General features: G+C 63.1%; 22 protein-coding genes. 9 read left to right on the top strand and 13 right to left on the bottom strand.

Going from position 1 to position 24,025, the window contains the following annotated elements; genetic code table 11:
* The first annotated feature begins 8 nt into the window (after positions 1 to 8).
* Complete coding sequence (locus tag RA302_RS04610) at positions 9 to 1,640, top strand: long-chain-fatty-acid--CoA ligase (protein ID WP_238054133.1); 1,632 nt, start codon at positions 9 to 11, stop codon at positions 1,638 to 1,640.
* 9 nt (positions 1,641 to 1,649) lie between these two features.
* Here the strand turns inward: RA302_RS04610 and nagB are convergent, their stop codons facing one another.
* The 9 genes from nagB to RA302_RS04565 are packed head-to-tail and all read right to left on the bottom strand — an operon-like array spanning position 1,650 to position 10,027.
* A complete protein-coding gene (gene nagB, locus RA302_RS04605; protein WP_166501863.1) occupies positions 1,650 to 2,429 on the bottom strand; it encodes a glucosamine-6-phosphate deaminase in 780 nt (259 codons plus the stop codon).
* 11 nt (positions 2,430 to 2,440) lie between these two features.
* Positions 2,441 to 3,625 (bottom strand): amidohydrolase family protein, encoded by a 1,185-nt coding sequence (locus RA302_RS04600; protein ID WP_166501862.1) that lies wholly within the window; start codon positions 3,623 to 3,625, stop codon positions 2,441 to 2,443.
* Positions 3,622 to 4,314 carry a GDSL-type esterase/lipase family protein gene (locus RA302_RS04595; RefSeq protein ID WP_047889265.1) on the bottom strand — a complete coding sequence of 231 codons (693 nt, stop codon included), beginning with the start codon at positions 4,312 to 4,314 and terminating at the stop codon, positions 3,622 to 3,624. The genes RA302_RS04600 and RA302_RS04595 overlap by 4 nt, the downstream gene beginning before the upstream one ends.
* Positions 4,311 to 5,018 carry an N-acetylmannosamine-6-phosphate 2-epimerase gene (locus RA302_RS04590; RefSeq protein WP_046377969.1) on the bottom strand — a complete coding sequence of 236 codons (708 nt, stop codon included), beginning with the start codon at positions 5,016 to 5,018 and terminating at the stop codon, positions 4,311 to 4,313. Before RA302_RS04590 ends, RA302_RS04595 begins: the two co-directional genes overlap by 4 nt.
* A complete protein-coding gene (locus RA302_RS04585) occupies positions 5,015 to 5,944 on the bottom strand; it encodes an ROK family protein (RefSeq protein ID WP_070796347.1) in 930 nt (309 codons plus the stop codon). Before RA302_RS04585 ends, RA302_RS04590 begins: the two co-directional genes overlap by 4 nt.
* Position 5,945: 1 nt before the next feature.
* Positions 5,946 to 6,875, bottom strand: a complete 930-nt coding sequence (locus RA302_RS04580; protein WP_007734313.1) for a dihydrodipicolinate synthase family protein — start codon at positions 6,873 to 6,875, stop codon at positions 5,946 to 5,948.
* Between the two features lie 46 nt (positions 6,876 to 6,921).
* Positions 6,922 to 7,980 carry a Gfo/Idh/MocA family oxidoreductase gene (locus RA302_RS04575; protein ID WP_029254518.1) on the bottom strand — a complete coding sequence of 353 codons (1,059 nt, stop codon included), beginning with the start codon at positions 7,978 to 7,980 and terminating at the stop codon, positions 6,922 to 6,924.
* Positions 7,977 to 8,972 (bottom strand): Gfo/Idh/MocA family oxidoreductase, encoded by a 996-nt coding sequence (locus RA302_RS04570; protein WP_060938396.1) that lies wholly within the window; start codon positions 8,970 to 8,972, stop codon positions 7,977 to 7,979. The genes RA302_RS04575 and RA302_RS04570 overlap by 4 nt, the downstream gene beginning before the upstream one ends.
* Positions 8,969 to 10,027 carry a Gfo/Idh/MocA family oxidoreductase gene (locus RA302_RS04565; protein ID WP_019746988.1) on the bottom strand — a complete coding sequence of 353 codons (1,059 nt, stop codon included), beginning with the start codon at positions 10,025 to 10,027 and terminating at the stop codon, positions 8,969 to 8,971. Before RA302_RS04565 ends, RA302_RS04570 begins: the two co-directional genes overlap by 4 nt.
* 274 nt (positions 10,028 to 10,301) lie before the next feature.
* On the opposite strand from RA302_RS04565, the gene RA302_RS04560 reads away from it, so the two are divergent.
* From RA302_RS04560 to RA302_RS04535, 6 genes are all read left to right on the top strand, one after another.
* Complete coding sequence (locus tag RA302_RS04560) at positions 10,302 to 11,927, top strand: ABC transporter substrate-binding protein (RefSeq protein WP_133727671.1); 1,626 nt, start codon at positions 10,302 to 10,304, stop codon at positions 11,925 to 11,927.
* Positions 11,928 to 11,970: 43 nt separating this feature from the next.
* Complete coding sequence (locus RA302_RS04555; RefSeq protein WP_020906304.1) at positions 11,971 to 12,930, top strand: ABC transporter permease; 960 nt, start codon at positions 11,971 to 11,973, stop codon at positions 12,928 to 12,930.
* On the top strand, positions 12,930 to 15,008 hold the full coding sequence (locus RA302_RS04550) for a dipeptide/oligopeptide/nickel ABC transporter permease/ATP-binding protein (protein WP_046377966.1): 2,079 nt from the start codon (positions 12,930 to 12,932) through the stop codon (positions 15,006 to 15,008). The genes RA302_RS04555 and RA302_RS04550 overlap by 1 nt, the downstream gene beginning before the upstream one ends.
* Positions 15,005 to 15,823, top strand: coding sequence for an ATP-binding cassette domain-containing protein (locus RA302_RS04545; RefSeq protein WP_166501861.1), 819 nt, complete (start codon positions 15,005 to 15,007; stop codon positions 15,821 to 15,823). The genes RA302_RS04550 and RA302_RS04545 overlap by 4 nt, the downstream gene beginning before the upstream one ends.
* A 60-nt stretch (positions 15,824 to 15,883) precedes the next feature.
* Positions 15,884 to 16,621, top strand: a complete 738-nt coding sequence (locus RA302_RS04540; RefSeq protein WP_024487763.1) for an FCD domain-containing protein — start codon at positions 15,884 to 15,886, stop codon at positions 16,619 to 16,621.
* 67 nt (positions 16,622 to 16,688) lie between these two features.
* A complete protein-coding gene (locus RA302_RS04535) occupies positions 16,689 to 16,844 on the top strand; it encodes a hypothetical protein (RefSeq protein WP_019746984.1) in 156 nt (51 codons plus the stop codon).
* 55 nt (positions 16,845 to 16,899) lie between these two features.
* Here the strand turns inward: RA302_RS04535 and RA302_RS04530 are convergent, their stop codons facing one another.
* Both RA302_RS04530 and RA302_RS04525 read right to left on the bottom strand, forming a co-directional pair.
* Positions 16,900 to 18,015 (bottom strand): nitronate monooxygenase, encoded by a 1,116-nt coding sequence (locus tag RA302_RS04530; RefSeq protein WP_003945863.1) that lies wholly within the window; start codon positions 18,013 to 18,015, stop codon positions 16,900 to 16,902.
* Positions 18,015 to 19,688: an acyl-CoA synthetase gene (locus tag RA302_RS04525; RefSeq protein ID WP_020906300.1), complete on the bottom strand. Its 1,674-nt coding sequence runs from the start codon at positions 19,686 to 19,688 to the stop codon at positions 18,015 to 18,017. Before RA302_RS04525 ends, RA302_RS04530 begins: the two co-directional genes overlap by 1 nt.
* 79 nt (positions 19,689 to 19,767) lie before the next feature.
* Between RA302_RS04525 and RA302_RS04520 the strand changes: the two genes are divergently transcribed.
* Positions 19,768 to 20,592 (top strand): crotonase/enoyl-CoA hydratase family protein, encoded by an 825-nt coding sequence (locus tag RA302_RS04520; protein WP_070796348.1) that lies wholly within the window; start codon positions 19,768 to 19,770, stop codon positions 20,590 to 20,592.
* Between the two features lie 164 nt (positions 20,593 to 20,756).
* On the opposite strand, the gene RA302_RS04515 is transcribed toward RA302_RS04520, so the two are convergent.
* Complete coding sequence (locus RA302_RS04515) at positions 20,757 to 21,716, bottom strand: hypothetical protein (protein ID WP_019746981.1); 960 nt, start codon at positions 21,714 to 21,716, stop codon at positions 20,757 to 20,759.
* 216 nt (positions 21,717 to 21,932) lie between these two features.
* Entirely contained in the window at positions 21,933 to 22,970 is a 1,038-nt protein-coding gene (locus RA302_RS04510; protein WP_019746980.1) for an LLM class F420-dependent oxidoreductase, read from the bottom strand.
* A 73-nt stretch (positions 22,971 to 23,043) separates the two neighbouring features.
* On the opposite strand from RA302_RS04510, the gene RA302_RS04505 reads away from it, so the two are divergent.
* Complete coding sequence (locus RA302_RS04505; RefSeq protein WP_019746979.1) at positions 23,044 to 24,021, top strand: OB-fold nucleic acid binding domain-containing protein; 978 nt, start codon at positions 23,044 to 23,046, stop codon at positions 24,019 to 24,021.
* The last annotated feature ends 4 nt before the right edge of the window (positions 24,022 to 24,025 follow it).

The raw sequence follows: 24,025 nt of genomic DNA, 5'->3' as shown, positions 1-24,025 counted from the left end.
ATGCAGCTATGAGTCAGAGCCCCACTGTTTCCGATCTACTCCTCGGAGTCAGCGAGATCGACGACCGCGGTATCCGTTTCGAGGACCAGGTCATCACCTGGCGCGAGCACATTCAAGGCTCGTTCGATCGAGCAGCGCTGCTGGACACGCTGCTCGATCGAACGCGCCCCCGGCATTTCGGTCTTCTGATGGAGAACGTCCCCGAATTCTCACTATTGCTCGGCGCAGCATCGTTCTCGGGTTCGGTTGCTGCCGGCCTGAACACGACCAGGCGCGGCCCGGCATTGGCGCGAGACATCCAACTCTCCGACTGCCAGGTCATCTTCACCGAGAACAACCAGGCACATCTACTCGACGACGTCGATCTCGGTGACGTCCGGGTGATCAACGTGGATTCTCCGGCCTGGACGCAATTGTTGGCGCCCTTCGCCGATACGCCGGCCTACGCGTCGACGGCGCAGCCCGATGATCTGTTGATGCTCATTTTCACTTCCGGAACAAGCGGTGATCCCAAAGCGGTTCGGTGCACGCACCACAAGTTGGCCTCTCCCGGAGTCATGCTTGCCGATCGTTTCGGGCTCGGCGCCGACGACGTCGTCTACATGGCGATGCCCATGTTCCATTCCAACGCCATGATGGCGGCGTGGACGGTCGCGCTGCACGCTCGTGCGGGAATTGCCATGCGCCGCAAGTTCTCCGCTTCGGGCTTTCTGCCCGACGTTCACAAGTACGGAATCACGTACTCCAACTACGTCGGAAAGCCGTTGTCCTTCATCGCTTCCACCCCCGAGGTGCCGAACGAGCGGGAGAACACCTTGAAGATCATGTACGGCAACGAGGGTTCGGCGCCCGCCGTCGCCACCTTCATCCGGCGCTTCGATGCCCGCGTCATCGACGGGTTCGGTTCCACCGAGGGCGGCATTTCGATTTCCGCGGCGCCGGTGCCGAGGACCGGCGCCCTCGGACTTCTCCCGGACGGAGTCAAGATCCTCGATCCCGAGACCGGAGCCCCATGCCCGCCTGCAGTCTTCGACGCTGACGGCCGGATCACCAATGCCGACGAGGCAACCGGTGAACTGGTCAACGTCACCGGCCCAGGCACATTCGCCGGGTACTACAAGAACCCGGAAGCCGACGCCGAGCGAATGCGCAACGGCCAGTACTGGAGTGGCGATCTGGCGTACACCGACCTCGACGGCTACGTCTACTTCGCGGGACGCAGTTCCGGTTGGCTACGAGTGGACGGCGAGAACATCGGCGCCGCCCCCATCGAACGCTCGCTCGTCGGTTACCCGGGCTTCGCGCAGGTGTCCGTGTACGCAGTACCCGACAGCGATGTCGGCGACCGCGTCATGGCGTCGGTGATTCCGGTCGGCGACGTCGACAACTTCGACCCGGCAGCCGTAGCCGAATACATCGATTCCCGGCCGGAACTCGGGCCGAAGCAGAAACCGACCTTGATCCGCGTGTGCAGTGAGTTCCCGAGAACGGCGACGTTCAAGGTGGTCACTCGAACGCAGAGCGCCGAACGATGGAACACATCCGATCCGGTGTGGATCCGCCGGCGCGGAGAATCCGACTTCCAATTACTCACTCCCGAAATGGCACTCGGCCTCGAGAAGACGCGAGAGCCCGTCTAGTCCGATATCTCAGTAGTGCTGAGCAAGCGGTTTGTGCGCAGACACCGTTTTGTAGAACTCGGTGAGCCGAAGCTGTGATGCCGCTGCATCGTCGATCACCACCGTCGCGTGTGGATGCAGTTGGAGGACCGATGCCGGGCACACCGCGGCCAGCGGCCCCTCGACGGCAGCGGCAATCGCAGCGGCCTTGTGCTCGCCGGTCGCGATCATCACCAGATGCTTTGCTTCGCAGATAGTTCCGAGGCCCTGGGTGATCACGTGCCGTGGTACGTCGTCCGGACTCTCGAAGAATCGGGCGTTGTCGGTTCGAGTCTGTTCCGTCAGCGTCTTGACCCGGGTCCTCGAATTCAGCGAGGACGTCGGTTCGTTGAAACCGATGTGACCGTTGCCGCCGATGCCCAGAAGTTGTACGTCCACCGGACCATTCGACGCAATCGCCCGGTCGTAGGCTGCCGCGGCGGCAAATGGATCCGGCGCGGTGCCGTCGGGGCTGAATACCCTTGCCGCGTCCAGGTCCAGGTGATTCACCAGTTCGGTGCGGATCACCTGGGCATACGACTCCGGGTGGCCTCCCGGCAGGCCGACGTATTCGTCCAACAGGAACGCCTGCACGCCGGCAAAACTCAACCCGTCCTCGCGGTGACGGCGCGCGAGTTCGCGGTACACAGAGAGCGGTGAAGATCCTGTCGCCAGGCCCAAAGTCCGTGCACCTGAATGCACCGCGTGTTCGAAGATGTCGGCAACAACGGTGCCGGCCGCCTCCGCACTGTCGACAATGACAATTTCCATCGGTTGATTCCTCAGCTTTCGGTGTAGTTCATGAGCCAGTTCCCAGCGGCCATGACGGCGCGGGTTTCGAGTTCTGGACCGGTGACGATCAGATCGGCGCGGCAACCCGGCACGAGATCGCCGACCATTCCGGCCAACCCCATCAGCGAAGCAGGCGTTGCCGTCGCTGCGATGACAGCCGAAAGCAGATCGACGCCGGCGTGATTGACAGCCCGGCGGACTATGTCCATCAACCGACTCGTCCCGCCGGCAATGGCCGTATCCCCCTGGCCGGCCAATCGCGCCACGCCACCGACCACGTCGACGTCGAGAGGCCCGAGTGGGTAACGGCCGTCGGGCATTCCGGCGGCAGCCATCGCGTCGGAGACCAACGCGATCTGATGCGGACCGACAAGATCGAACACCGTCGCTACCGTCTCGTCGGCCAGATGTACTCCGTCCCCGACCAACTCGACCACCATCTGTCCTTTCGCAGCCGCGGCAAGACATGCCGCCACTGCGCCGGGAGCACGGTGATGCATCGGAGCCATACCGTTGAACAGGTGAGTGGCACTGAGCGGTGCATGCGCCGAGTGTGCGATCGAACGTGTCGCAATCGGGTTGGACGCATCGGTGTGTCCGATACTCACGACGGCACCGTGACGCTCCAGCAATGAGGCAAGTTCGTCGAAGTGTACTGTCTCCGGAGCGATCGTCATCGAGCGAATGTGCCCACGGCCGGCTTCCAGCAGCGACTCGAGCAGAGCCGGGTCGCCGTCGAGAATGCTGTCGGGATCCTGGGCGCCACAACGAAGTACCGAAAGGAATGGACCTTCCAGGTGAATTCCGGCCAGCGTGCCCTCGTCCACCAGTCCTGCCAGGAGCTCGATGCGACTGCGCAGGATCTGCGGCGGCGCGGAGACGAGCGAGCCGATCACCGAGGTCGTGCCGTTCGTCCGATGGTGATCGGCAGCCACGGTTGATCCGAACTCGTCTGCCTCGGGGAAACCGAATCCGCCGGCGCCGTGGCAGTGAACGTCGACCAAACCCGGAATGATCGTTGTTCCCGCAGCTGCCCGTTCGGGTAACGGGTCGGTTCGCTGCGACGCGGGTCCGGCCCACACCACACGATCACCGGAGATCTCGACAACCCCATCCGAGAGCAATCGACCACCGGTCACCAATTGTCCACGCAGAATTTGTCCACGAAGTGTCACGACATCACCTGCGGTACAACGGGAACTTCGGCATCCGCGATCGACAACTCACGGAGCACGGCGTCCGCGAGCACGTAGTGCCCTTGTTCGTTCGGATGGAACGCGTCAGCCAGGAGAGCCGGCGGTGGACCCTCGGGAGAATGGGCCGTCCACTGCGCGTAGTGGTCGACGAACACCGCACGCGTCGAGGCGGCAACCTGCCGCACGACCTCGACGTACTGAAGCAATCCCGCTCTGGTGGGCGCATTCTCGACGTCGATCGGTGGCGGCGTCTGCAGGATCGGCACCGCACCGATCGCTCGCGTCCGGAAAATCATGTCCGAGAGGTCGTCTCGAAACCGCTCCAGTCCTTCTTCGCCATCCAATGCGTCATTCGTACCGAGCATGATCAACACCACCGAGGGTTCGAACACTTCGATGCGGTATGCGAAACCTGCACGCACATCGGAGGATCGATTGCCGCTCACCCCGGTGTTGACAAGGACGTGGTTGAACAAGGAAAGTTCACCACGGACGCGCTCGGCGCAGTGTTCGACGTAACTTCGATGACCGTCGGTGTGCGTCAATCCCTGAGTGATGCTGTCGCCGGTGAAGACCCACCGGATCGGCGTCGACGAGTCTACGAGCAAAGTCTCCAGTCGAATCCGTTCAGAAGTCTTGGACTTCAAAGCCTTCGACGTCGGGGTCACACCCTCTGCCCTTCGGCGCCCGATACTGCGGCTGCAAATTTCGACGTGATGAACGCCGGATCCGTGATTGCGGTTCCGACAACCACCGAGTCTGCACCCAGGGCGATGGCGCGTGCCGCATCCTCCGGGCTGTGGTATCGCCCCTCGGCGATGAGGACTACATCTGGAAGTGCCTGCCGCAGTTCCGAGATCAGCTCCAGATCCGGGCCGGCCAGGCGTCGGCTGTTCTCGGTATATCCCGCCAGTGTGCTGGAGATGATGTCGGCGCCCGCCGCGGCGGCAGCGATGCCGTCCTCGAGTGTTCCACAATCAGCCATGACGAGGCCGCCGCGATCATGGACCGCGTCGACGGTGTCGGCAAAGGTCAGCCCGTCCGGACGAGGTCGCAGGGTGGCGTCGGCAGCCACGATCTGCGCACCCGAATCCACGACTTCGAGGGCTGATTCCCTTGTCGGCGTGATGAACACGCCCTCCGAGCCGATCTTCGTCAAACCGATCACCGGTACCTTCACTGCCGACACGACTGCGGCGACATCCGGGGTTCCGCCCACACCGCCGCAGCGGATCGCCACTGCACCGCCGTCGACCGCGGCGCGGGCCATCCTCTCGATGGTCCCGGTGTCGCGCATGGCATGGCCGTGTCCGGCCTGACAGGACACGATCAGCTTCCCGCTGATGATCGTGAGCAGTTCTTCGACAGTCACGGTGTTACCTCGATTCGTGTTGCGGCGGCCAGGAGCGCAGCTCCGACGAGCGGCGCATCGGTGCCCAAACGGGCAGGAAGAATGGCGGTTTCGGCAATGGGACCCATCGCTTCCACCCGGAAAGCGGACGTCAGCGGCGACAAGAGGTCGGCTCCGATCTGGGCTGCGCCGCCGCCGATGACGATCACCTCGGGATCGAATGCGGTGGCGACGCCGGCCAGGACTCGGCCGAGCAGAGTACCGGCGTCGGTGACCACGGCACGGGCGATCGGGTCGCCGGAGCGCATGAGTGCCACCACCTTCTGCAACGGTTGAGTGGGCACACCCGCCCGCGCTGCGTACTCGGCCGCCATCGCCGGGCCAGAGGCGACTGCCTCGAGGTGATCGGTTCTACCGCAACCGCAACCTATCGCCCCGGAGACCGGAACCAGCAGATGCGCGAGCTCGCCGGCTGTTCCGTGGGCGCCGTGATACAGCTGTCCGCCCACGGTCAACGCGCCACCGATTCCAGTACCGACCGAGACGAACAGTGCAGAGCTTCGACCGCGACCGGCGCCGATCATGTTCTCGCCGTGGGCCATCGCGCGCACGTCGTTGTCCACCGTCACCGGTAGACCCGAGTGCGCCTCGAGTTCCCCGCGAACCTCGGCGCCACTCCATCCGGACAGAATGTCGGAGGCGAAGACGACGCGGCCACGCACCCGATCGATGATTCCCGGTGCACCGACTCCGATTCCGGCTACCGGGTGATCCGCCCTCAAACAGTCGACCAACGCGGTGGCGGTCTCGAGAACAGCCTCCCTACCGGCCGTCGGTGTTGCCGCACGAACGGTGTCGATCACGTATCCGTCGGACGTCACCACCGCGGCAGCCACTTTGGTGCCGCCGATGTCGATGCCGATCCATCGCTTCTGCCCAGATGTCATGTCAGAGGAGCCCGGCCTGTTCCAGAACGACCTTGATCGTTGCGGTCTCGGACTCGTCGAGCGAGAGCATCGGGGCGCACATCGTGTTGCCGGTGATGACGCCGCGCAGGGCCAGAGCCGTCTTGAATGCGCCCAGACCCGCGGCACCGGCACTGACGCGACCCGGTGTCGGTGCCTCGACGATGGAGAACAGATCGGTGAGTCGATCCTGCTCGGCCTTCGCCGCCGCCCAGTCTCCTGCCTGCGCAGCGCGCCACAGTCGCACGTAACCGTGGGGGTCCACGTTGGCCAGGCCGGGCACAGCGCCCGAAGCACCCATCAGCAGGCATCCGTCGACGACTACCTCGTGCCCGGTGAAGACGGCGAAGTTTTCGAGCCCGGCCGACTGACGGAGCAACATACGGAAACTGACGTCGTCGCCGCTCGAATCCTTCACGCCGGCGATGACTCCCTCGCGACCGAGCTCGACCAGCATTGCCGGGCTGAGCTTGCTGTGGACACGAACCGGGACGTCGTAGGCGAACAACGGAAGATCCACTGCGGCGTGGATGGAGCGGAAATGCGTTGCCGTCTCGGCTGCGTCGGTGATCGCGTAGAACGGCGCCGTCGCGACGATGGCATCCGCACCCGCTTCACGCGCCTGCTCGGCGACGGCGATGACCCGGTTGGTGGTCATGTCGTTCACGCCGACGAGGACCGGTACCTGGCCGCCGACGTGACCGATGGCCGTCTGCACCACCTGGGCGCGCTGAGCGTCGGTGAGGTAACCGACCTCACCCGAGGAACCGAGGACGAACAAGCCGTCGACTCCGGCTTCGATCTGCAGTGAGAGCAGGCGTTCGAGCGACGTGGTGTCGACCTCGCCCTCGAGCGTCAGTGGTGTGACGATCGGCGGGACGATTCCGCTGAAGGTGGTGGTTTCCGTGCTCATGGGGTCTCCATATGTTGGTTGTCGGATTGAGTTGTGGGTGCGGCTGTCAGGGAGAGACGGAGACCGGCTGACCGCTCGAGGCGGACAGATAGGCAGCATCGATCACGCGCATCGACGCGCGGGCGTCTGCCACGGTGTAGTCGGGTTCGGTCCGTGTGGGAAGTCGATCGAGCACGTGAGAGAGAAAGCTCGACACCGCGTTGTCCGAACCGAAGCCGCCGATGGGTAGTGCGGTCACGTCTCCCGAGGATGCGAAGTGGGTCACCGCGGGTTTGTCGTCGTCGGAACTCGCGTATCCGTGGGAGCCGAGGACCCGAAGCGTCGCGGTATTCGCGCCGAAACCCGGTGCTGCGGGGATTCTTCCGACGGTCACCGTCGCGGTGACGCCGTTTTCCAGGGCGAGCGAGATCAACGCCGTGTCTTCGACTCCGAACTGCTGGTGGGCCCCGCCGTAGAGTGTGCTCGTCTCGGCGTACACCTCGGCGACGTCCAGGCCGGTGAGGTATCTGAGGTAGTCGGCGGCGTAACCGGCGAAGTTCACTACTTCTCCCCCGCCGGAAAGCGCGGGATCCACCACCAGTTCGGGACGCTCGACGGACGTCGCGAAATGTGTTCCGCTTGCAAGGAACTCGATGTCCACGTGGCGCGGCAGTCCGAGGTTTCCGGCATCGATCCAGCGGCGCAGTCGCCGGAGCGCAGGTGAATGAGTGCGGTTCACCACCGTACAGATTCGCCCGTTCGACCGTGCCGCTTCCTCGACCGCCGCGGCCTCCGACTCGTCGATACCCACCGGCTTGTCCACCAGGACGTCGAGTCCCGCGTTCAGTGCGGCAATCGCAAGCCGTGCATGCCTGGTCGGCTCACTGCAGATGATCGCCAGGTCTATCCGTTCGGGGTCGAGCAGCTCGCCGAGTTCGTCGATCCACTCGATGTCTGCGGCCTTTGCCATCGCGATTCCGTCCTCACGAATCCAATCGGGGACCGAGGATTCGTCGGAGGCCCCGATCAAGCTCACTCGAGGATCGGAGCGCAACAGGTCCGCATAGGAGCCGGCATGCCTTACGCCGCTGACAAATCCGACGCGGATCGAACCGGTGCCGGTCATCGGTGTTCTCCGATCGAAATCGCGCGGCCGGTGTCGAGTGACTGTTGTGCAGCGATGGCAGTCGCGAGAGCTGCACGTACCTGCCAGTTCTCGACTATCGGGGTCGCGGAACCGTCGAGAGTGGCGATCCAGTGGCGCATCTGATGCGCCATCGCATCTTCGATCGACGACGGCGGCGCGTTTGTCGTATCCGTCATCAGGCCTGGGTCGTCGCCGGTGTCGTGCGCGAGCGTGCCGGATGTCCCCGACACCACGATCCGGCGCACCATCTTTCCCGATTGCGGCAGTGCGTAAGCCAATTCGATGAGCGCCAGCGATCCGTCCTCGAAGCGAACGGTCAGATGGAAGCTGTCGTGCACGGGCATCCCCGCCGCGAAGGTGGGGAAACTACGAGCGAACACACGGATCGGACGACGACCGATCAGCCACGTCACCAGATCGAGAGCGTGGGTTCCGTTGTGAACGGGGTGACCACCCGAGCGGTCCTTGTCGTGTTGCCAGCCTCGCCAGCCCCCTGGCCAGACGTGGCCGGTGTACCAACTGAGGTGGATCAACCGGGGGTCGCCGATGGCGCCTTGTGCAACCGAGTTTCCGATCGAGGAGATCGACGGCTGGAATCGTACGGTCTGTCCGACCATCAGTGAGGCGCCGCCACCTTCGGTGGCCTCGACCATCGCGTCGAAGTCCGCGACTGTCAGCGCGGCCGGCTTCTCCACGTGCACATGCTTTCCCGCGCGGCCTGCGGCTATCGTCACGGGCGCGTGGTCCGGAGTGGCCCCCACGACGTTGACCGCGTGCACGCTCGGGTCTGCGAGAATCTTTGCCAGATCGGTACTGGCCTTCGCACCCGGCGTCAATGCCGCAACCGATGCGGCACGGTCCAAGTCACTGCCGAATACGTAGACGACTTCGACCGACGGGATGCGCGCCAAAGCGCTGACGTGGTCCCGCGCGATTGCGCCGCTGCCGATGACGGCTACACGCACGGTCACTTCGCACTTCCCGACAGCGCCGCCGGTTCTCCGCCACCGAGTCGCACCTGCTCGGCGACGACGAGTGCGCGTTCACGTGCGTATGTCAACGGTGAGCCGGAGTCAGCCTTGCCGTCGAGAACTGCTGCCATCTCGTCGATTTCGTGGCGAATCGCAGCCTGCATCCACAGCGGGGATCCTCCGTTCCCCGAGTTGTACTTCTGCGTCCTGCTCGCAGAGTCGATCAACGATTGGTTCTCGGCGTCGACGTCGAAGATCGGCCACGACTCTTCGACCCGTCCCCCGCGCAGTCGGCTGACCCGGCCGGTGTGGAAGTCCGCGTGGACCGAGCCTTCGGCGGCATCGACCGTCAGCTCCCACGAAGAAGTGTGTGAACGCGTCGAGATGGTGTGCCTGCCGATCGCGCCGCCGGCGAACGACACCACTGTGTTGCGGAAGCCGTCGTCCGCAGTGGCGATGCTCGACACGGCAGTCACCTCGCCGCCGAGCCAGCACATCAGGTCCAGTTCGTGAATCTCGTGAGTCAGTTCTCCACCCGTTCGGCTCTTGTCGAGCTTCCACCACTGTGGATCTGCGCCGTCGGTGTCGATCCAGCGTGAGCGAGACGTTTCGATCGCAGCGACCTCGCCGAGCTCCCCCGACGCCAGCAGGTCCGCCAGACGTCGTACACCCGGCATCATCCGCATGATGTGCCCGACCATCAACGGCGAACCGCTCGCGTCGGCGCTCGCGATCATGTTCTGCGCATCGACCAGTTCGACGGCAAGTGGCTTCTCGACAAAAACTGCCTTGCCGTGTTCGAGTGCCGCGATGGCAGGTTCGGCGTGCGCGTGATTGGGCGTCGCGACGACAACGAGGGCCAACTCCGGGTGAGCGGCCACCGCGTCGTGATCGTCTGTCGGGGTTGCCGAGAACTCTGCGGCGACGTCCTTGGCCCGCTCGAAGTCACGGTCGCACAGCATCGCCAGTTCGAAACGTGGATGGGCAGCCAGCTCGCGAGCGAGGGAACTACCGAAGAATCCGCAACCGACCACACCGACTTTGTATCGGGTCATGAAGTCTCCAAAGATTGGATGAGGGATATCCTATGTTATACGGCCAGCGTCATCGGTCGTCAATTCGACGTCGGTAACACAGTCTTCATCTATGCAGGTGAGAGCACTATTTTTGGTTCGAAACCGACGAAACGTCGAAGTTCAACACCGCCAGTTCCGAAGATTCTCTAGACGCTTTCTGATCCACAATGTAAGTTACGCAACATCGGACGTCGAACATAGGACATCCCCTATCCACTCCCTTGATGTCCCGCTCCCCGCCTTGGAGGCCGCCTTGAAGAACGAACGACCGCTGAGCTCCGCGTTCACACGCCGAGACCTGTTCCGGTACACCGGGCTACTGGGAGCTGCAGCAGGTATCACCGCGACTCTCGCGGCCTGCGGCGGCGGCCCGTCGTCGACCTCGGTTGTCGGCGGTTCCGCGAGCACCGGCGATCTGACCACCGCCATCGGATACGGCAACGACCAGAGCTTCGACCCGATGCAGACTGCATCCGGTTTCCTCATGGCAGCGGTCAACCACGTCTACGAGGGACTGCTCGAAAACGATCCAGGCACCGGTGAGACGTATGCGGCGCTCGCACAGGCCGTCCCGACCGACGCCACCGCCTCGAGCTGGACCATGAAAATCCGCGAGGGAGCAACCTGGCACGACGGCACTCCGGTCACCTCGGACGACGTCGTCTTCACCTTCGATCGCATCCTCGATCCACAGCAGAACGTACTGATCCGCTCCTTCTTCTCCTCCTGGTTGCAGTCCGTCACCAAGGTCGACGACCAAACGGTGACCCTGAACTTCAACTACCCGTTCAGCGCTGCCGCACAGCGTCTCTCGATCGCCAAGATCATGCCCAAGCACGTCTTCGACGGCCACTGGGACGAGGCCAAGTCCGGAGCGCTGGTCGTCGGTTCCGGTCCGTACAAGCTCAAGAGCCACACCCCCAAGAGCAACACAGCTTTCGAGGCCTTCGAGGCGTACAACGGGCCGCGCCCGGCCAACTTCGCGACCATGAACTGGCTCTCCATCGTCGACACCTCCTCACGCATCGCGCGCGTCTCGGGCAACAATGCCGGTGCACAACTCGCCGACAACATCCCCGTCGCCAACGTCCCCACCCTCACCTCCGGTGGGCGCACCGTCGAGGGCAACCCGGGCATGAACCTCATGTACCTGCTCTTCGACACCACTCAGGCACCGTTCGACGACGTTCGTGTTCGCCAGGCGATGTTCTATGCGATCAACACCCCGAAGATGATCGAGATCGCCCTCGGCGGCAAGGCAACACCGGCCACGAGCTACCTGTACGAGCGCAACCCCGACTACGCGCGAGCGTCCACTGTCTACTCGTACGATCCGGACAAGGCCCGCTCGCTCCTCACTGCCGCCGGTGTAAGTGGCCTCGACCTGACGCTGCTCTCCACCAACGTCAGCTGGTTGGCCGACTGCTTGCCGACCATCAAAGAGTCTTGGGACGCAGTCGGATTCAACACGACGCTCGAACCGCAGGACACCAGCGCCATGGTGAGCAAGCTCAACAGCGGCCAGAAGTTCCAGATCGCTGCGGGTACGTCCAACCCACAGGCGTTCGGCAGCGACGTCGACCTCCTCGTGCGCTACACGTACAGCAAGGGCGGCCTGTGGACGAAGACCTACGCCAAGTGGGACGACACCCCCGAGGCACAGAAGATCTACGCCACCATGGACGAGGCCACCCGCGAGACAGACCCGGCAAAGCGCAGCACCCTTGTGCAGTCGTACCTGAACCAGATCGCCGAAAACGCTGTCTACTATCCGGTTCTCCATCAGGAACTCCTGACTGCGTGGGATCCGAAGAAGATCGCCGACGTCACTCCGCTGCCGTACCCCGGCGTCAACCTGCTTCAGGCGAAGCCGGCCTGATACCCGCCCGCTCGGCCGTTTCCCACAACTGAGAGATTCCCCGATGGCAAGAGTCCTCCCCATGCTGATCAGGCGATTACTGATACTGATCCCCCTGATCCTCGGCATCATCGCGTTCGTCTTCATCGTGATGCAGTTCGCGCCCACCGATCCCGCAACGGCGGCGTTCAACGGCGGCAACCCGACTGCGGAACAGTTGCAGCAGTTCAAGGAAGAGAACGGACTGCTCGATCCGCTTCCGCTGCAATACGTTCACTTCGTGACCGATCTGGTCAGCGGCAATATGGGTGACAGTCTGATTTCCGGTACCCCGGTGTTGGATTCGATCTCCACCGCTCTACCACTGACCATTCAGCTCACGGTTCTCGGACTGGTGATCGCCATCGTGCTCTCGCTGATCTTCGGTGTCACCAGCGCACTGTTCCGCGATCGTTGGCCGGATCAGGTCATCCGAGTGATCTCCCTCGGTGGTGTGGCAGCACCGTCATTCTGGTTGGCACTGCTGATGATTCAGTATCTGGCCGTCCAACTCGGATGGTTCCCCACCGGTGGCTACGTCAATCCGAGCGACTCCGTCACCGACTGGCTCTGGTACATGGCGCTCCCGGCGCTGTCCCTGTCACTGCCCGTCGCAGCACAACTCACGCGAATCATCCGCACGTCGATGGTCGAGGAGTTGGACAAGGACTACGTCCGTACCGCGATCGGCAGCGGCCTGCCGTATCACGTGGTGATCGGGCGAAATGTCTTGCGTAACGCACTGATCAACCCGCTCACCGTCCTGGGTCTACGGGTCGGTTACCTCCTCGGCGGCGCTGTGGTCATCGAGCAGATCTTCGGCCTTCCCGGAATGGGTCAGCTCATGATCAACGGCGTCACCAACGGTGACCCCGCAGTAGTTCAGGGTGTTGTCATCGTCATCGCGGTCGGCTTCGTCGTCGTCAACCTCGCTGTCGACATCCTCTACCTGCTCGTCAATCCACGACTTCGGAGCGCAGCATGATGAGAAGAAAACTCACCGAGAAGCTTTCGCGACCCGGCATCACCTTTTCTCGCTTCCCCCTCTCGGCCTGGCTGTCGATGGCGGTTCTCGCGATCATCGTGCTCGCCTGCCTCTTCGCGCCGCTGATCACGCAGTACACCCCGCTCGAACAGGCGGTGGGTACCGCGGGCCCCAGCGCCGATCACTGGTTCGGTCAGGACAGTCTCGGCCGAGATCTGTTCAGCCGCTTGCTCTACGGCGGACGTTGGTCGTTGACCATCGGTCTCGGGTCCACCTTCCTCGCATTGTGCGCCGGTGCTCTCATCGGGTCGGTCGCCGCAACGAGCCGAAAAGGCGTCGACGAAACCATCATGCGAGTGCTCGACGTGGTCATGGCGTTCCCGGGCATCGCGCTCGCTGCCGTACTCGTCGCAGCCTTCGGTGGTTCGATTCCGGTTCTGATCGTCACTATCGCGTTCCTCTACACACCGATGGTGGCCCGCGTCGTTCGCGCGAACGTTCTCGCTCAGTACGGTGAGGACTACGTCGCGGCCGAAAAGGTCATCGGCGCAAGAACTTCACACATCGTCGTCAAGCACGTCGTAGCCAACTGTGCTGCGCCGGTTCTCGTCTTCTGCACTGTCATGGTCGCGGACGCCATCGTGCTGGAGGCCAGCCTGTCGTTCATCGGAGCAGGTGTCCGTCCCCCGGATCCGTCGTGGGGATCGGTGATCGCCGACGGCAAGAACATGGTCCTTCTCGGTGGTTGGTGGGCAACGGTGTTCCCCGGTCTGCTGATTCTTCTGACGGTGCTCTCCCTCAACGTGCTCGCCGAGGGCCTGACGGACGCGATGGCCGATCCGAGTCTGAAGAAGACCAAGAAGACGCCCTCCGCACTCCAAGCAGCGCAGACCGCCGCAGCGGAGGAGACCTCCAACGAACTCATTCTGGAGGACGAAGCCGCATCGGTCGCCAACACTCCGGAGTTGATCGACGACTTCGCCGACCCGAGCGTCGTGAAAGATGTCCTGAAGCCGGCGGCCGAGCCGACTCCTCTCGAAACTCACCTGAAAATCCTGGCGGAAACCGAGCGGTCTCGGTCCGATCGTCTTGTGTACGAGGGCGATGCAGCGCCCCTCCTCGAGGTCCGCAATCTCACGATCCGGTTCCCCGAACGCTACGGAGACACGGCGATCGTCGACAACGTGAGCTTCACCGTCCGCCCGAACGAGACGATGGCACTGGTCGGCGAGTCCGGTTGCGGAAAGTCGCTCACTTCGCTGGCGATCATGGGTCTACTGCCCAAGACGGCGGTGGTGACCGGCGAGATCCTGTTCGACGGAGTCAACGTCCTCGAGCTGAACAACCGGGAGCGAAACAAGCTGCGCGGGCACGACATGGCGATGATCTACCAGGATGCGCTGAGTTCTCTGAATCCGGCGATGCTGATCCGCGCGCAGTTCAAGCAGCTCACCAAGCGCGGCGGTACCCGCACAGCCGAGGAACTGCTCGAACTCGTCGGACTCGATCCGGTGCGCACTCTCTCCAGCTACCCACACGAGCTTTCCGGTGGTCAGCGTCAGCGCGTTCTGATCGCCATGTCGCTCACCCGCAGTCCGCGGTTGATCGTCGCGGACGAGCCCACCACCGCTCTCGACGTCACCGTCCAGGCCCAGGTCGTGGACTTGCTCAACGATCTTCGGGAAAAGCTCGGCTTTGCCATGGTTTTCGTGAGCCACGATCTTGCACTCGTTGCTTCACTCGCTCACAAGATCACGGTGATGTACGCCGGTCAGGTCGTCGAGTCTGCGCCCACCAGCGATCTACTCGTCGATCCGCGTCACGAATACACTCAGGGCCTCCTCGGCGCCGTTCTCTCCATCGAGGACGAGGCTCCGCGGCTCCACCAGATCCAGGGAACCGTACCGTCGCCAGGCAGCTTCGCCGCCGGTGACCGTTTTGCCGAACGTTCCCTGCGTCCGGATTCCGATCCAAACCGAAAGCCCGAGATGGTTCGGATCGGCGAGACCGAGCATTTCTTCGCGAACCAGTCCGCGACTCCCGCACACGCAGAATCGGAATTGGAGAGCGTGCGATGATTACAGCTGAAGCACCCATCCTGGAACTGAAGAACATTCACGTCGTCCACAAGACCCGTTCGGGATCACTGTTCAAACCCGGCACGGTTCACGCGGTCAACGATGTCAGTATCGCCGTACGACGAGGGGCGACGATCGGCATCGTGGGCGAGTCGGGTTGCGGCAAGTCCACTCTGGCCAAAGTCATGGTCGGATTGCAGAAACCGACGTCGGGCGACGTGGTATTTCGCGGCCGAAGCGCTCTGACCCGGTCGGCGGGCGTGCGCAAGGAGTTCGGGCGGGCGATCTCGATCGTCTTCCAGGACCCGGCTACCGCGCTCAATCCGCGAATGACGGTGGCCGACATCCTCACCGATCCGCTCGACGTCCACGGCATCGGCAACCGCGCGAGCCGAACCGCCCGAGTTCGCGAGCTGGTCGGTTTGGTCGGACTCCCCCAATCTGCGCTCGAAGTCATCCCGAGCCAGATCTCCGGCGGTCAGCGTCAACGTGTCGCGATCGCGCGTGCGCTCGCGCTCGAGCCTGACGTCATCGTGGCCGACGAACCGACGTCGGCTCTCGATGTCTCGGTGCGAGCGCAGATCCTGAACCTGCTCAGCGACATCAAGGCTCGGTTGGGGCTCGGCATGGTGTTCATCTCGCACGACATCCAGACGGTGCGGTATGTCTCCGACACGATCGTCGTCATGAACGCCGGGCGGATCGTCGAGCAGGGAACGGCCCAGGAAGTATTCGACAACCCGTCGGATGCGTACACGGCCAAACTGCTGGGCGCAGCGCCCAGTCTCCTGCAACGCACCGTTGACGTGGGTTGACCAATGGAGCGGATGACCGGACATAGGATGAAGGACGTTCGTATCAGAAAAGGGGAATCGATGTCTGTCCGGAGTGGCACACAGGGCGCTCGTTTCAGCGCGCAAAACCGCATGCGCGCACTTCAGACGGACATCATGAACTTGATCCTCGAACGCAGACTCTCCCCTGGCGACCCGATGCCCACCGAGGCCGAACTGTCCGAGGAATTGGGAATCGGCCGGAACACCCTCCGCGAGGCACTCAAGGTTCTGCAGGCCTTGGGCGTCGTCGAGATCCGTCACGGTTTCGGAATGTTCGTCGCCCCGAGCAACTTCGACGCTCTCGCCGACGGCCTGACCTTCCGTGGCCGGTTGTCGTTGCAGGGCACCGGGCACGAGGCGATGGAACTGGTCGACATTCGTCAGGCACTCGAGACCGGACTGATCGGTGCGGCGATGGCCGAGATGACGTCGGCCGACCACGCCGACCTCGACGAACTCGTCACCGGCATGGAGGTCCGTGCCGCCGCCGGGAAGAACTTCTCCGACATCGACGCGACCTTCCATTCCCGCCTGTACTCCCCGCTCGACAACCAGGTCCTCGCTCAGTTGATGGACGTCTTCTGGCAGGTGTACAGCGAGATCCAGCAGGCTATCGGGCATTCGGATACACCACTGATCGACATCGCGTCGAAGCATCGTGCGATTCTCGACGCGATCCGTACGGGTGATGCCGTCGAGGCGGCGCACACTCTCGATGTGCACTTCGGTGGCCTGCGCGAGCGGATCGCCGGCCTTCATGCTTCCGAAGCGCAGTAGTTTCGAAACGCGTGATTTTGCTCCGCTGTCTCACCATCGCGCCCGTTCTTCCGGCAAAATTACGGGTATGAAGAACCCGAATCTGACGCCTTCGCGCGTTCTCGCAGTTGTCCTCGCTGCCGCCCTGGTCATTTTCGTGATCGCACGTCGCCGCGACGACGGCGCCCTCAGCCGCGGAGAATGGTTGTCGGACAGCGTCGGACCGGACGACCTCGCCGGCTGAAACGACGTATGCCCTCGGCCGAAACTCGGCCGAGGGCATACGTACGTGTCATCTACTACTTCATCGAATCCAGTCGGGTTCGCGCGTCCTCGAACCCCGACACCAGCTCTGCCATGACCTCGGCGACCGGTCGGATCTCGTTCATCCGTCCCACGATCTGACCGACGGGCATTGCCACAACTTCCGGGTTCTCCGATGCAGCGATTCTCTGATGAGCGTCGCTGACCAGTAGGTTCTGCAGCGGCATCGGCAAGGGCGCCGGTGCTCCCGGGTTCGACCAGGCTTCCGTCCACTTGGTCTTGAGCAACCGAGCGGGCTTACCCGAGTAGATGCGCGAACGTACGGTGTCGGCCGACGTCGCGCCCAACAGTGCACGCTGAATAGCGGAAGGGCCTTCGCCCGACGCACTGCCGAGTTTGTATTCGGATGTGGTGAGCCAGTACGAGCCCATCCACACTCCGGACGCACCGAGTGCAAGTGCAGCAGCCACCTGACGGCCGCTGCCGATACCGCCGGCAGCCAGTACGGCCGCCGAATCGCCCAGTGCATCAACGATTTCCGGAACGAGAACCATCGACGCAATTTCGCCGGTGTGACCGCCGGCCTCGTAGCCCTGCGCGATCACGATGTCGACACCGTTCTCGACGTGACGACGTGCGTGCTCGACGGCGCCGGCCAGTGCTGCTACCGGAACGCCTTTCTCGTGAGCTTGATCGATGACGTCCTTCGGCGGTGATCCCAGTGCATTCGCAATCAACGCGATCCGGTGTCCCAGAGCAACATCGACGTGAGACCGGGCCACCGAGTGAAGCCATCCCAGTACGCCGGTCGCATGCTCGACGTCGTCGGAAAGCGGCGGCACACCGAGCTCGTCGAGCGTGCGGTTGACGAAGGCGCGGTGCTCCTCCGGAATCAGCTTGTCGAGATCGACGGCGCCGCCCTCGGTCGGCACCTTTGCCGGCATGACGATGTCGACGCCGTACGGCTTACCGTCTGTGTTCTCGTCCATCCACGTCAGTGCGGCTTCGAGCTCTTCCGGATCGTTGAACCGGACGCAACCGAGCACGCCCAGACCGCCCGCGCGGCTGATCGCGGCCGCGACATGCTCGGAAGGAGTGAATCCGAAAATCGGGTATTCGATGCCGAACTTATCGGCGAGATCCGAACGCATCAGGCTTCCACGCTTTCGTTTGCGGACGACACAGGAGCGCCGTTTCCGTTGTGATCATCGGCCTCGCGCGATTCCGTTTCGGCCTTCGCCCAGCGGTAGTCGGGCTTGCCGGCCGGATTGCGCTTGATCTGGTCGACGAACCACACACTGCGCGGAACCTTGTATCCGGCAATCTCTTTGCGCGCTGCGGTGGCGATGTCGTGCAACGTCGGCGACGTGCCTTCACGTACCTGAACCACTGCGGCAACCCGCTGACCGAAGCGCTCGTCGGGGATACCGACCACCAGCACGTCGAAGATGTCCGGGTGCGCCTTCAACGCGCCCTCGACCTCTTCCGGGTAAACCTTCTCGCCGCCGCTGTTGATGGACACCGAACCGCGGCCGAGCATCGTGACCGTGCCGTCGGCTTCGACCTGCGCATAGTCGCCGGGGATCGAGTAGCGAACGCCATTGATGGTGCGGAAGGTTTCGGCCGTCTTGACCTCGTCCTTGTAGTAGCCGAGCGGGATGTTGCCCTTGCGCGCGAGCATGCCGCGCTTGCCCGATCCGGGTTCGACCTCGTTGCCGTCGTCGTCGAGAACCGTTGTGGAGGCGTCGATCTTGACCGTCGGACCGCCAGTGTGCTTCTGACCCTTGCTCAGCACGGCCAGTCCGCCGAAGCCGGTCTCGGATGCTCCGATGGAGTCGGTCAGCAGGCGGTTGGGCAACAGTTCGAGGAACTGCTCCTGGATGCTCGGCGAGAAGAGTGCAGCACTGCTGGCCATCACGTAGAGCGTCGAAAGATCGTACGGCTCACCCGTCTTCGGATTGCCGGCGATCAGTGCGTCGAGCATCGGACGGCCCATCGCGTCACCCGTGATGAAGATCAGGTTGACCTTGTGCTTGTCGATGTTCTGCCACACCTCGTGGGCGTCGAATTCCGGGTGCATCAAACAGGTTCCGCCGCCGAAGAGGCTGTGGAACACCGCAGACTGCGAACCACCGTGAATCATCGGGGGAATCGGGTAGCGGATCATGCTCGGGTTGGCTGCGCCGACCTTCGCCATCTCGTACTCGTCCTCGACCGGAACTCCGGTGACGAAGTTGATGCCGCCGCCGAGAACACGCCACCAGTCCTCGTGGCGCCACATGACGCCCTTGGGACTTCCGGTGGTGCCGCCGGTGTAGAGCATGAAGATGTCGTCGTTGCTGCGCTCTTCGAAATCACGCTCAGCCGAACTCTGCGCGAGTGCGTCCTCGTAGCCGATGCCGAAAGCACTGAAGTCCAGATCGGTGCCGTCCTCGACCACGATGACGGACTTGACCTTGGGAGTGTTCGGCAGGACGTTCGCGACCTTGTCCGAGTAGCGGCGCTCGTGAATGAGCGCAACCATGTCGGAGTTGTCGAAGATGTACTGCAACTCGTTCTCGACGTACCGGTAGTTGATGTTGACCATCACGGCCCGGATTTTGAAAACGGCGACCATGGCCTCGATCGCCTCGATGACGTTTCGGCAGTAGATGCCGACCTTGTCACCCGGCTGAACGCCATGTTCACGCAGGTAGTGACCGAGGCGGTTTGCTCGGTCCTCCAACTGCGCATAAGTCATCTCGCGGTTGTCCGAGACCAGCGCAACGCGGTCCGGAACGAGGTCGATTGCGTGCTCTACGAAGTCTGCGATGTTAAGGGCCACGAGTTCAAAGTAGAACGTGTTACCGTTTCTGGCAAGACCCAATTTGAGAGCCAGCTCACAGACCCGCCAGGAGCCATCAGTGTCCACTTCGACGACCGAAAAATCAGACATTTCGGAAACCGCGCCGCATTGCCTCGTGGAGAAGCGTGGCCACGTTCTCATCGTGACCATGAATCGCCCCGAGCGTAAGAACGCCATCACCGGCGAAATGATGGCGATCATGGTCGACGCCTGGGATCAGGTCGACAACGACCCCGAAATCCGCGTCGCGATCCTCACCGGAGCTGGCGGCGACTTCTGCGCCGGCGCCGACCTCAAGAACATGTCCGCCAAGCCTCCGGGAGATTCCTTCGCGGGCGGCGGCGTCGACATGTCCAAGATCGAAGGTCTACTCAAGGGGCGCCGGTTGACCAAGCCGCTGATCGCTGCGGTCGAGGGTGCAGCCATCGCCGGCGGAACCGAAATCCTGCAGGGCACCGACATCCGCGTCGCGGGTGAGAGCGCCAAGTTCGGCGTCTCCGAAGCCAAGTGGGGGCTCTTCCCGCTCGGCGGTTCCGCGGTGCGTCTCGTTCGACAGATTCCGTACACGATCGCAGCCGACATCCTGCTCACCGGTCGTCACATAAAGGCTCCGGAGGCCAAGGAGATCGGGCTTATCGGCCACGTCGTCCCGGACGGTCAGGCCCTCGACAAGGCGCTGGAGCTCGCGGACCTGATCAGTGCAAACGGTCCCCTCGCCGTGCAGGCGATTCTCAAGACCATCCGCGACACCGAGGGTATGCACGAGGAAGAGGCCTTCCAGATCGACGCGCAGCTGGGCATGAAGGTGTTCATGAGCGCGGACGCCAAGGAGGGCCCGCGAGCCTTCGGTGAGAAGCGGGCGCCCCAGTTCAAGGGCATCTGAGTCAGGGTTGTCCGACCCACCCCCCTTTCCCCCTCTCGGTGCACCGGTGCCCTATCCCGTCCCACTCTGCACAGCACCGCTCCCCACACCACCGCTCTGCGCACCACCGCTCCCCGATCGCGTGAACGTATCGCTCCCCTTGTCTGACAAGGGGAGCGATACGTTCACCCTCCGGGTCTGGCACTGATTGACACCCTCGGACGCGGCCGTGACGCGGCCAGCGCAAAATGCGCACGCAGGTCGCTTATCACGCGCTCGGGCTCTGCGCGCAACGCGCTCGGCACAGTCGGAAGCACGATGATGCCCGCGTTCTGCATACGAGTCCGACGCTCGACCGTCGCCCGGTAGTCCCCAGGTGACAGATGCCAGTCCAGTGAATCGATGTCCCACGCAAAAGCCACAGAATCGATCCACCCGTCGGGCATTGCAATGAATTTCCCATTTGCGTCGCAGATCTCACGGTTGAATACCATTTCGGGCAGCCCGGTTCTCCTCCAGAGCTCGCGGGCCTCTGCCTCCGGCACCGAATGCACGTTGGCATCCACCTCCCGCAAAACTTTGCGGGGCAACGCGCTACCGCGAATACTTCCGGCTTCCAACTCTTTGGACAGATCACGAACCACAACGTCACCTCGTTGAACGACGTCTGCAATCAACGCGCGAGCACTATCCAAAGTCTTGCATCGCCGTGCAGCATCGAGTACCGCCCGAACCAGTGGCGCGCAATCAATTCCGCTACGTGTCAGTGGCGTCGGCAGCCTTACAGTCCTTTCGACCACGACGAATCCGGTCGATTGCACCCTGCGATGCATGGGCATCAAGATTTGAACCTCGCCGGAGTGCGGACGATAGCCATGCTGCGCCATAGCGGCTTTTCCAGTGACCATCGATCCGCGGCCGCAGAACATCAATGCAGCGATCGTGCGCTGTCGCGGCGTCGGATAACCGTTCCCCAGCAGAACTATGCCGGGAAGCATTCGCTGCCAAGTACCGCCCGTGCGGCATCGCCCGGCAATCGCTGTGTCCGACACACCCAATCTGGTCAGCTCTGCCACGCGAATTACGCCATCCGTGCTCGCAACGATCAGCACACTCGGATCGTCTCCCCATTCGCCCCTTCTCATGGAGACATCATGGGCTTTCCCGGCCGCGCAGGCCCTTGCCAATCAGGCATTTACACCGACCTGTGGATAACCCTCCGCCCTGTGAACGTATCGCTCCCCCTGTCAGAGAAGGGCAGCGATACGTTCACGCGATGTGGCAGGAGGCTGGCGGCGGCACTGAGGTTGGGAAATTAGTGCTCGAGCATTCCGTTCGCTCGAAAAAAGGGGGTGCCCCGCTCAACCACCCACCGCGGCCGCGAGCTCTCGCACATGGTCGGCGTCGCGGCAGGTCACCAGCAGCATCGTGACTCCGGCTTCCTCCCAACGCTTCACGTCCGCGCGCACCTCGTCGACGTTGCCGATGATCATGGTCTCGGTGACCATCTCGTCGGGGACGACGGCAGCAGCTTCGTCCTTGCGACCCGACATGAAGAGGCGACCGATCTCGTCGACCTCCTTCTCGTAGCCCATCCGCTTGTAGACCTGTGCGTGAAAGTTCAACTCCGGGGCGCCCATTCCGCCGACGTAGAGGGCGGTCATCGGCTTGAGAGCGGCGATGGCGGCGGCACGATCGTCGGTCACGATGACCTGGCACGTGGCGGCCACCTCGAAGTCTTCGCGACTACGACGGGCCCCGGCGCGAGCGAAGCCTTCGTCGAGCCACTTGTTGTACATCGGGGCCAGGCGCGGGGTGTAGTAGATCGCCAGCCACCCGTCGGCGATTTCACCGGCGAGCGCGACGTTCTTCGGCCCTTCGGCGCCGAGCCAGATCGGGATGTCCGCACGCAGCGGGTGCGTAATGGGCTTGAGCGGCTTGCCAAGTCCCGAACTGCCCGGTCCCGCATACGGCAGAGGGTAGTGGGGGCCGGGGCTGGTGACGGGCGCTTCACGGGCGAGGACCTGGCGCACGATCGAGACGTATTCGCGGGTGCGCGCGAGCGGCTTCTCGAATGGCTGGCCGTACCAACCTTCGACGACCTGCGGTCCGGATACGCCGAGCCCGAGGATCGTTCGCCCACCGTTGAGGTGATCGAGAGTGAGCGCGTGCATGGCACAGCTGGTCGGTGTTCGCGCCGAAATCTGTACGACGGAGGTGCCGAGACGGACGTTCTCGGTGCGCGATCCCCACCAGGCAAGCGGGGTGAATGCGTCCGAGCCCCACGACTCCGCCGCGAAGACCGCGTCGAATCCCGCGCCTTCCGCGGCCTCGATCAGTTCCGGGGCGTTTGCCGGCGGCTGTGCGCCCCAGTATCCGAGTTGCAACCCAAGCTTCATCGCAGGCCTCCACATTGCCGGTGATCAGAAGTGACTCTTGCCACAATCTCTAGAACCTGTTCTACTCGATCTTGTGACCATCGGAAAGAGCGGGGTGGCCGACAAGCCCCTGAGCGCACCATTGAATCTCCATTTCGACTACACCAGATCGACGGGACCGACCATCGGCGCGTTCGTGACTGCCCTGCGTGATCGCAAGGTGATCGGCGCACGTGGGTCGAACGGTCGTGTCTTCGTGCCGCCACCGGAATTCGATCCGGATACGGCCGAACCACTGACCGACTTCGTCGGAGTCTCCGACGGCGGAACGGTCGTGAGTTGGACGTGGATGCCCGAACCCATCGAGGGTCAACCCCTGACGAAGCCTTTCGCGTGGGCCCTGATCAAGCTCGACGGCGCGGACACGTCCATGCTCCACGCGGTCGACGTCGACTCCCCCGACGACATCAGCACCGGCCTGCGGGTTCGTGCTCGCTGGGCGTCGGAGCGGATCGGGCAGATCAAGGACATCGAGTGCTTCGAACCAGGTGAGAGCGAAAATGGAATCGCGACAGTCGATTCCAGCGCCGATCCTGTCACCATGATCACGACGCCTGTCGACCTGCACTTCATGCATTCCGCTTCGGCCGAGGAGAGCTTCTACCTCCGCGGTCTCGCAGAAGGCAAACTGATCGGTGGTCGCAGCGGACCCGAAGACAAGATCTACATCCCACCGCGCGGCGCGAATCCCACCAACGGGAAGCCGACGAGCGAGCAGATCGAACTGCCCGACAAGGGAATTGTCACCACCTTCTGCATCGTCAACGTCCCGTTCCTCGGGCAGCGAATCAAACCGCCCTACGTGGCCGCCTACGTGCTTCTCGACGGAGCCGACATTCCGTTCCTGCACTTGATCCTCGAATGTGATGCCGCGGACGTACGCATGGGCATGCGCGTCGAAGCCAAGTGGAAGCCTCGCGAAGAGTGGGGTTACACCCTCGAGAACATCGAATACTTCCGGCCGACAGGTGAACCCGACGCCGAGTACTCCACCTTCCAACACCACCTGTGAGGCT

It is taken from the genome of Rhodococcus sp. DN22 (assembly GCF_036669995.1).
GTDB lineage: Bacteria > Actinomycetota > Actinomycetes > Mycobacteriales > Mycobacteriaceae > Rhodococcus_F > Rhodococcus_F erythropolis.
Note: the sequence above shows the minus strand (reverse complement) of the source record. Positions and strands in the feature narration are given on the sequence as shown.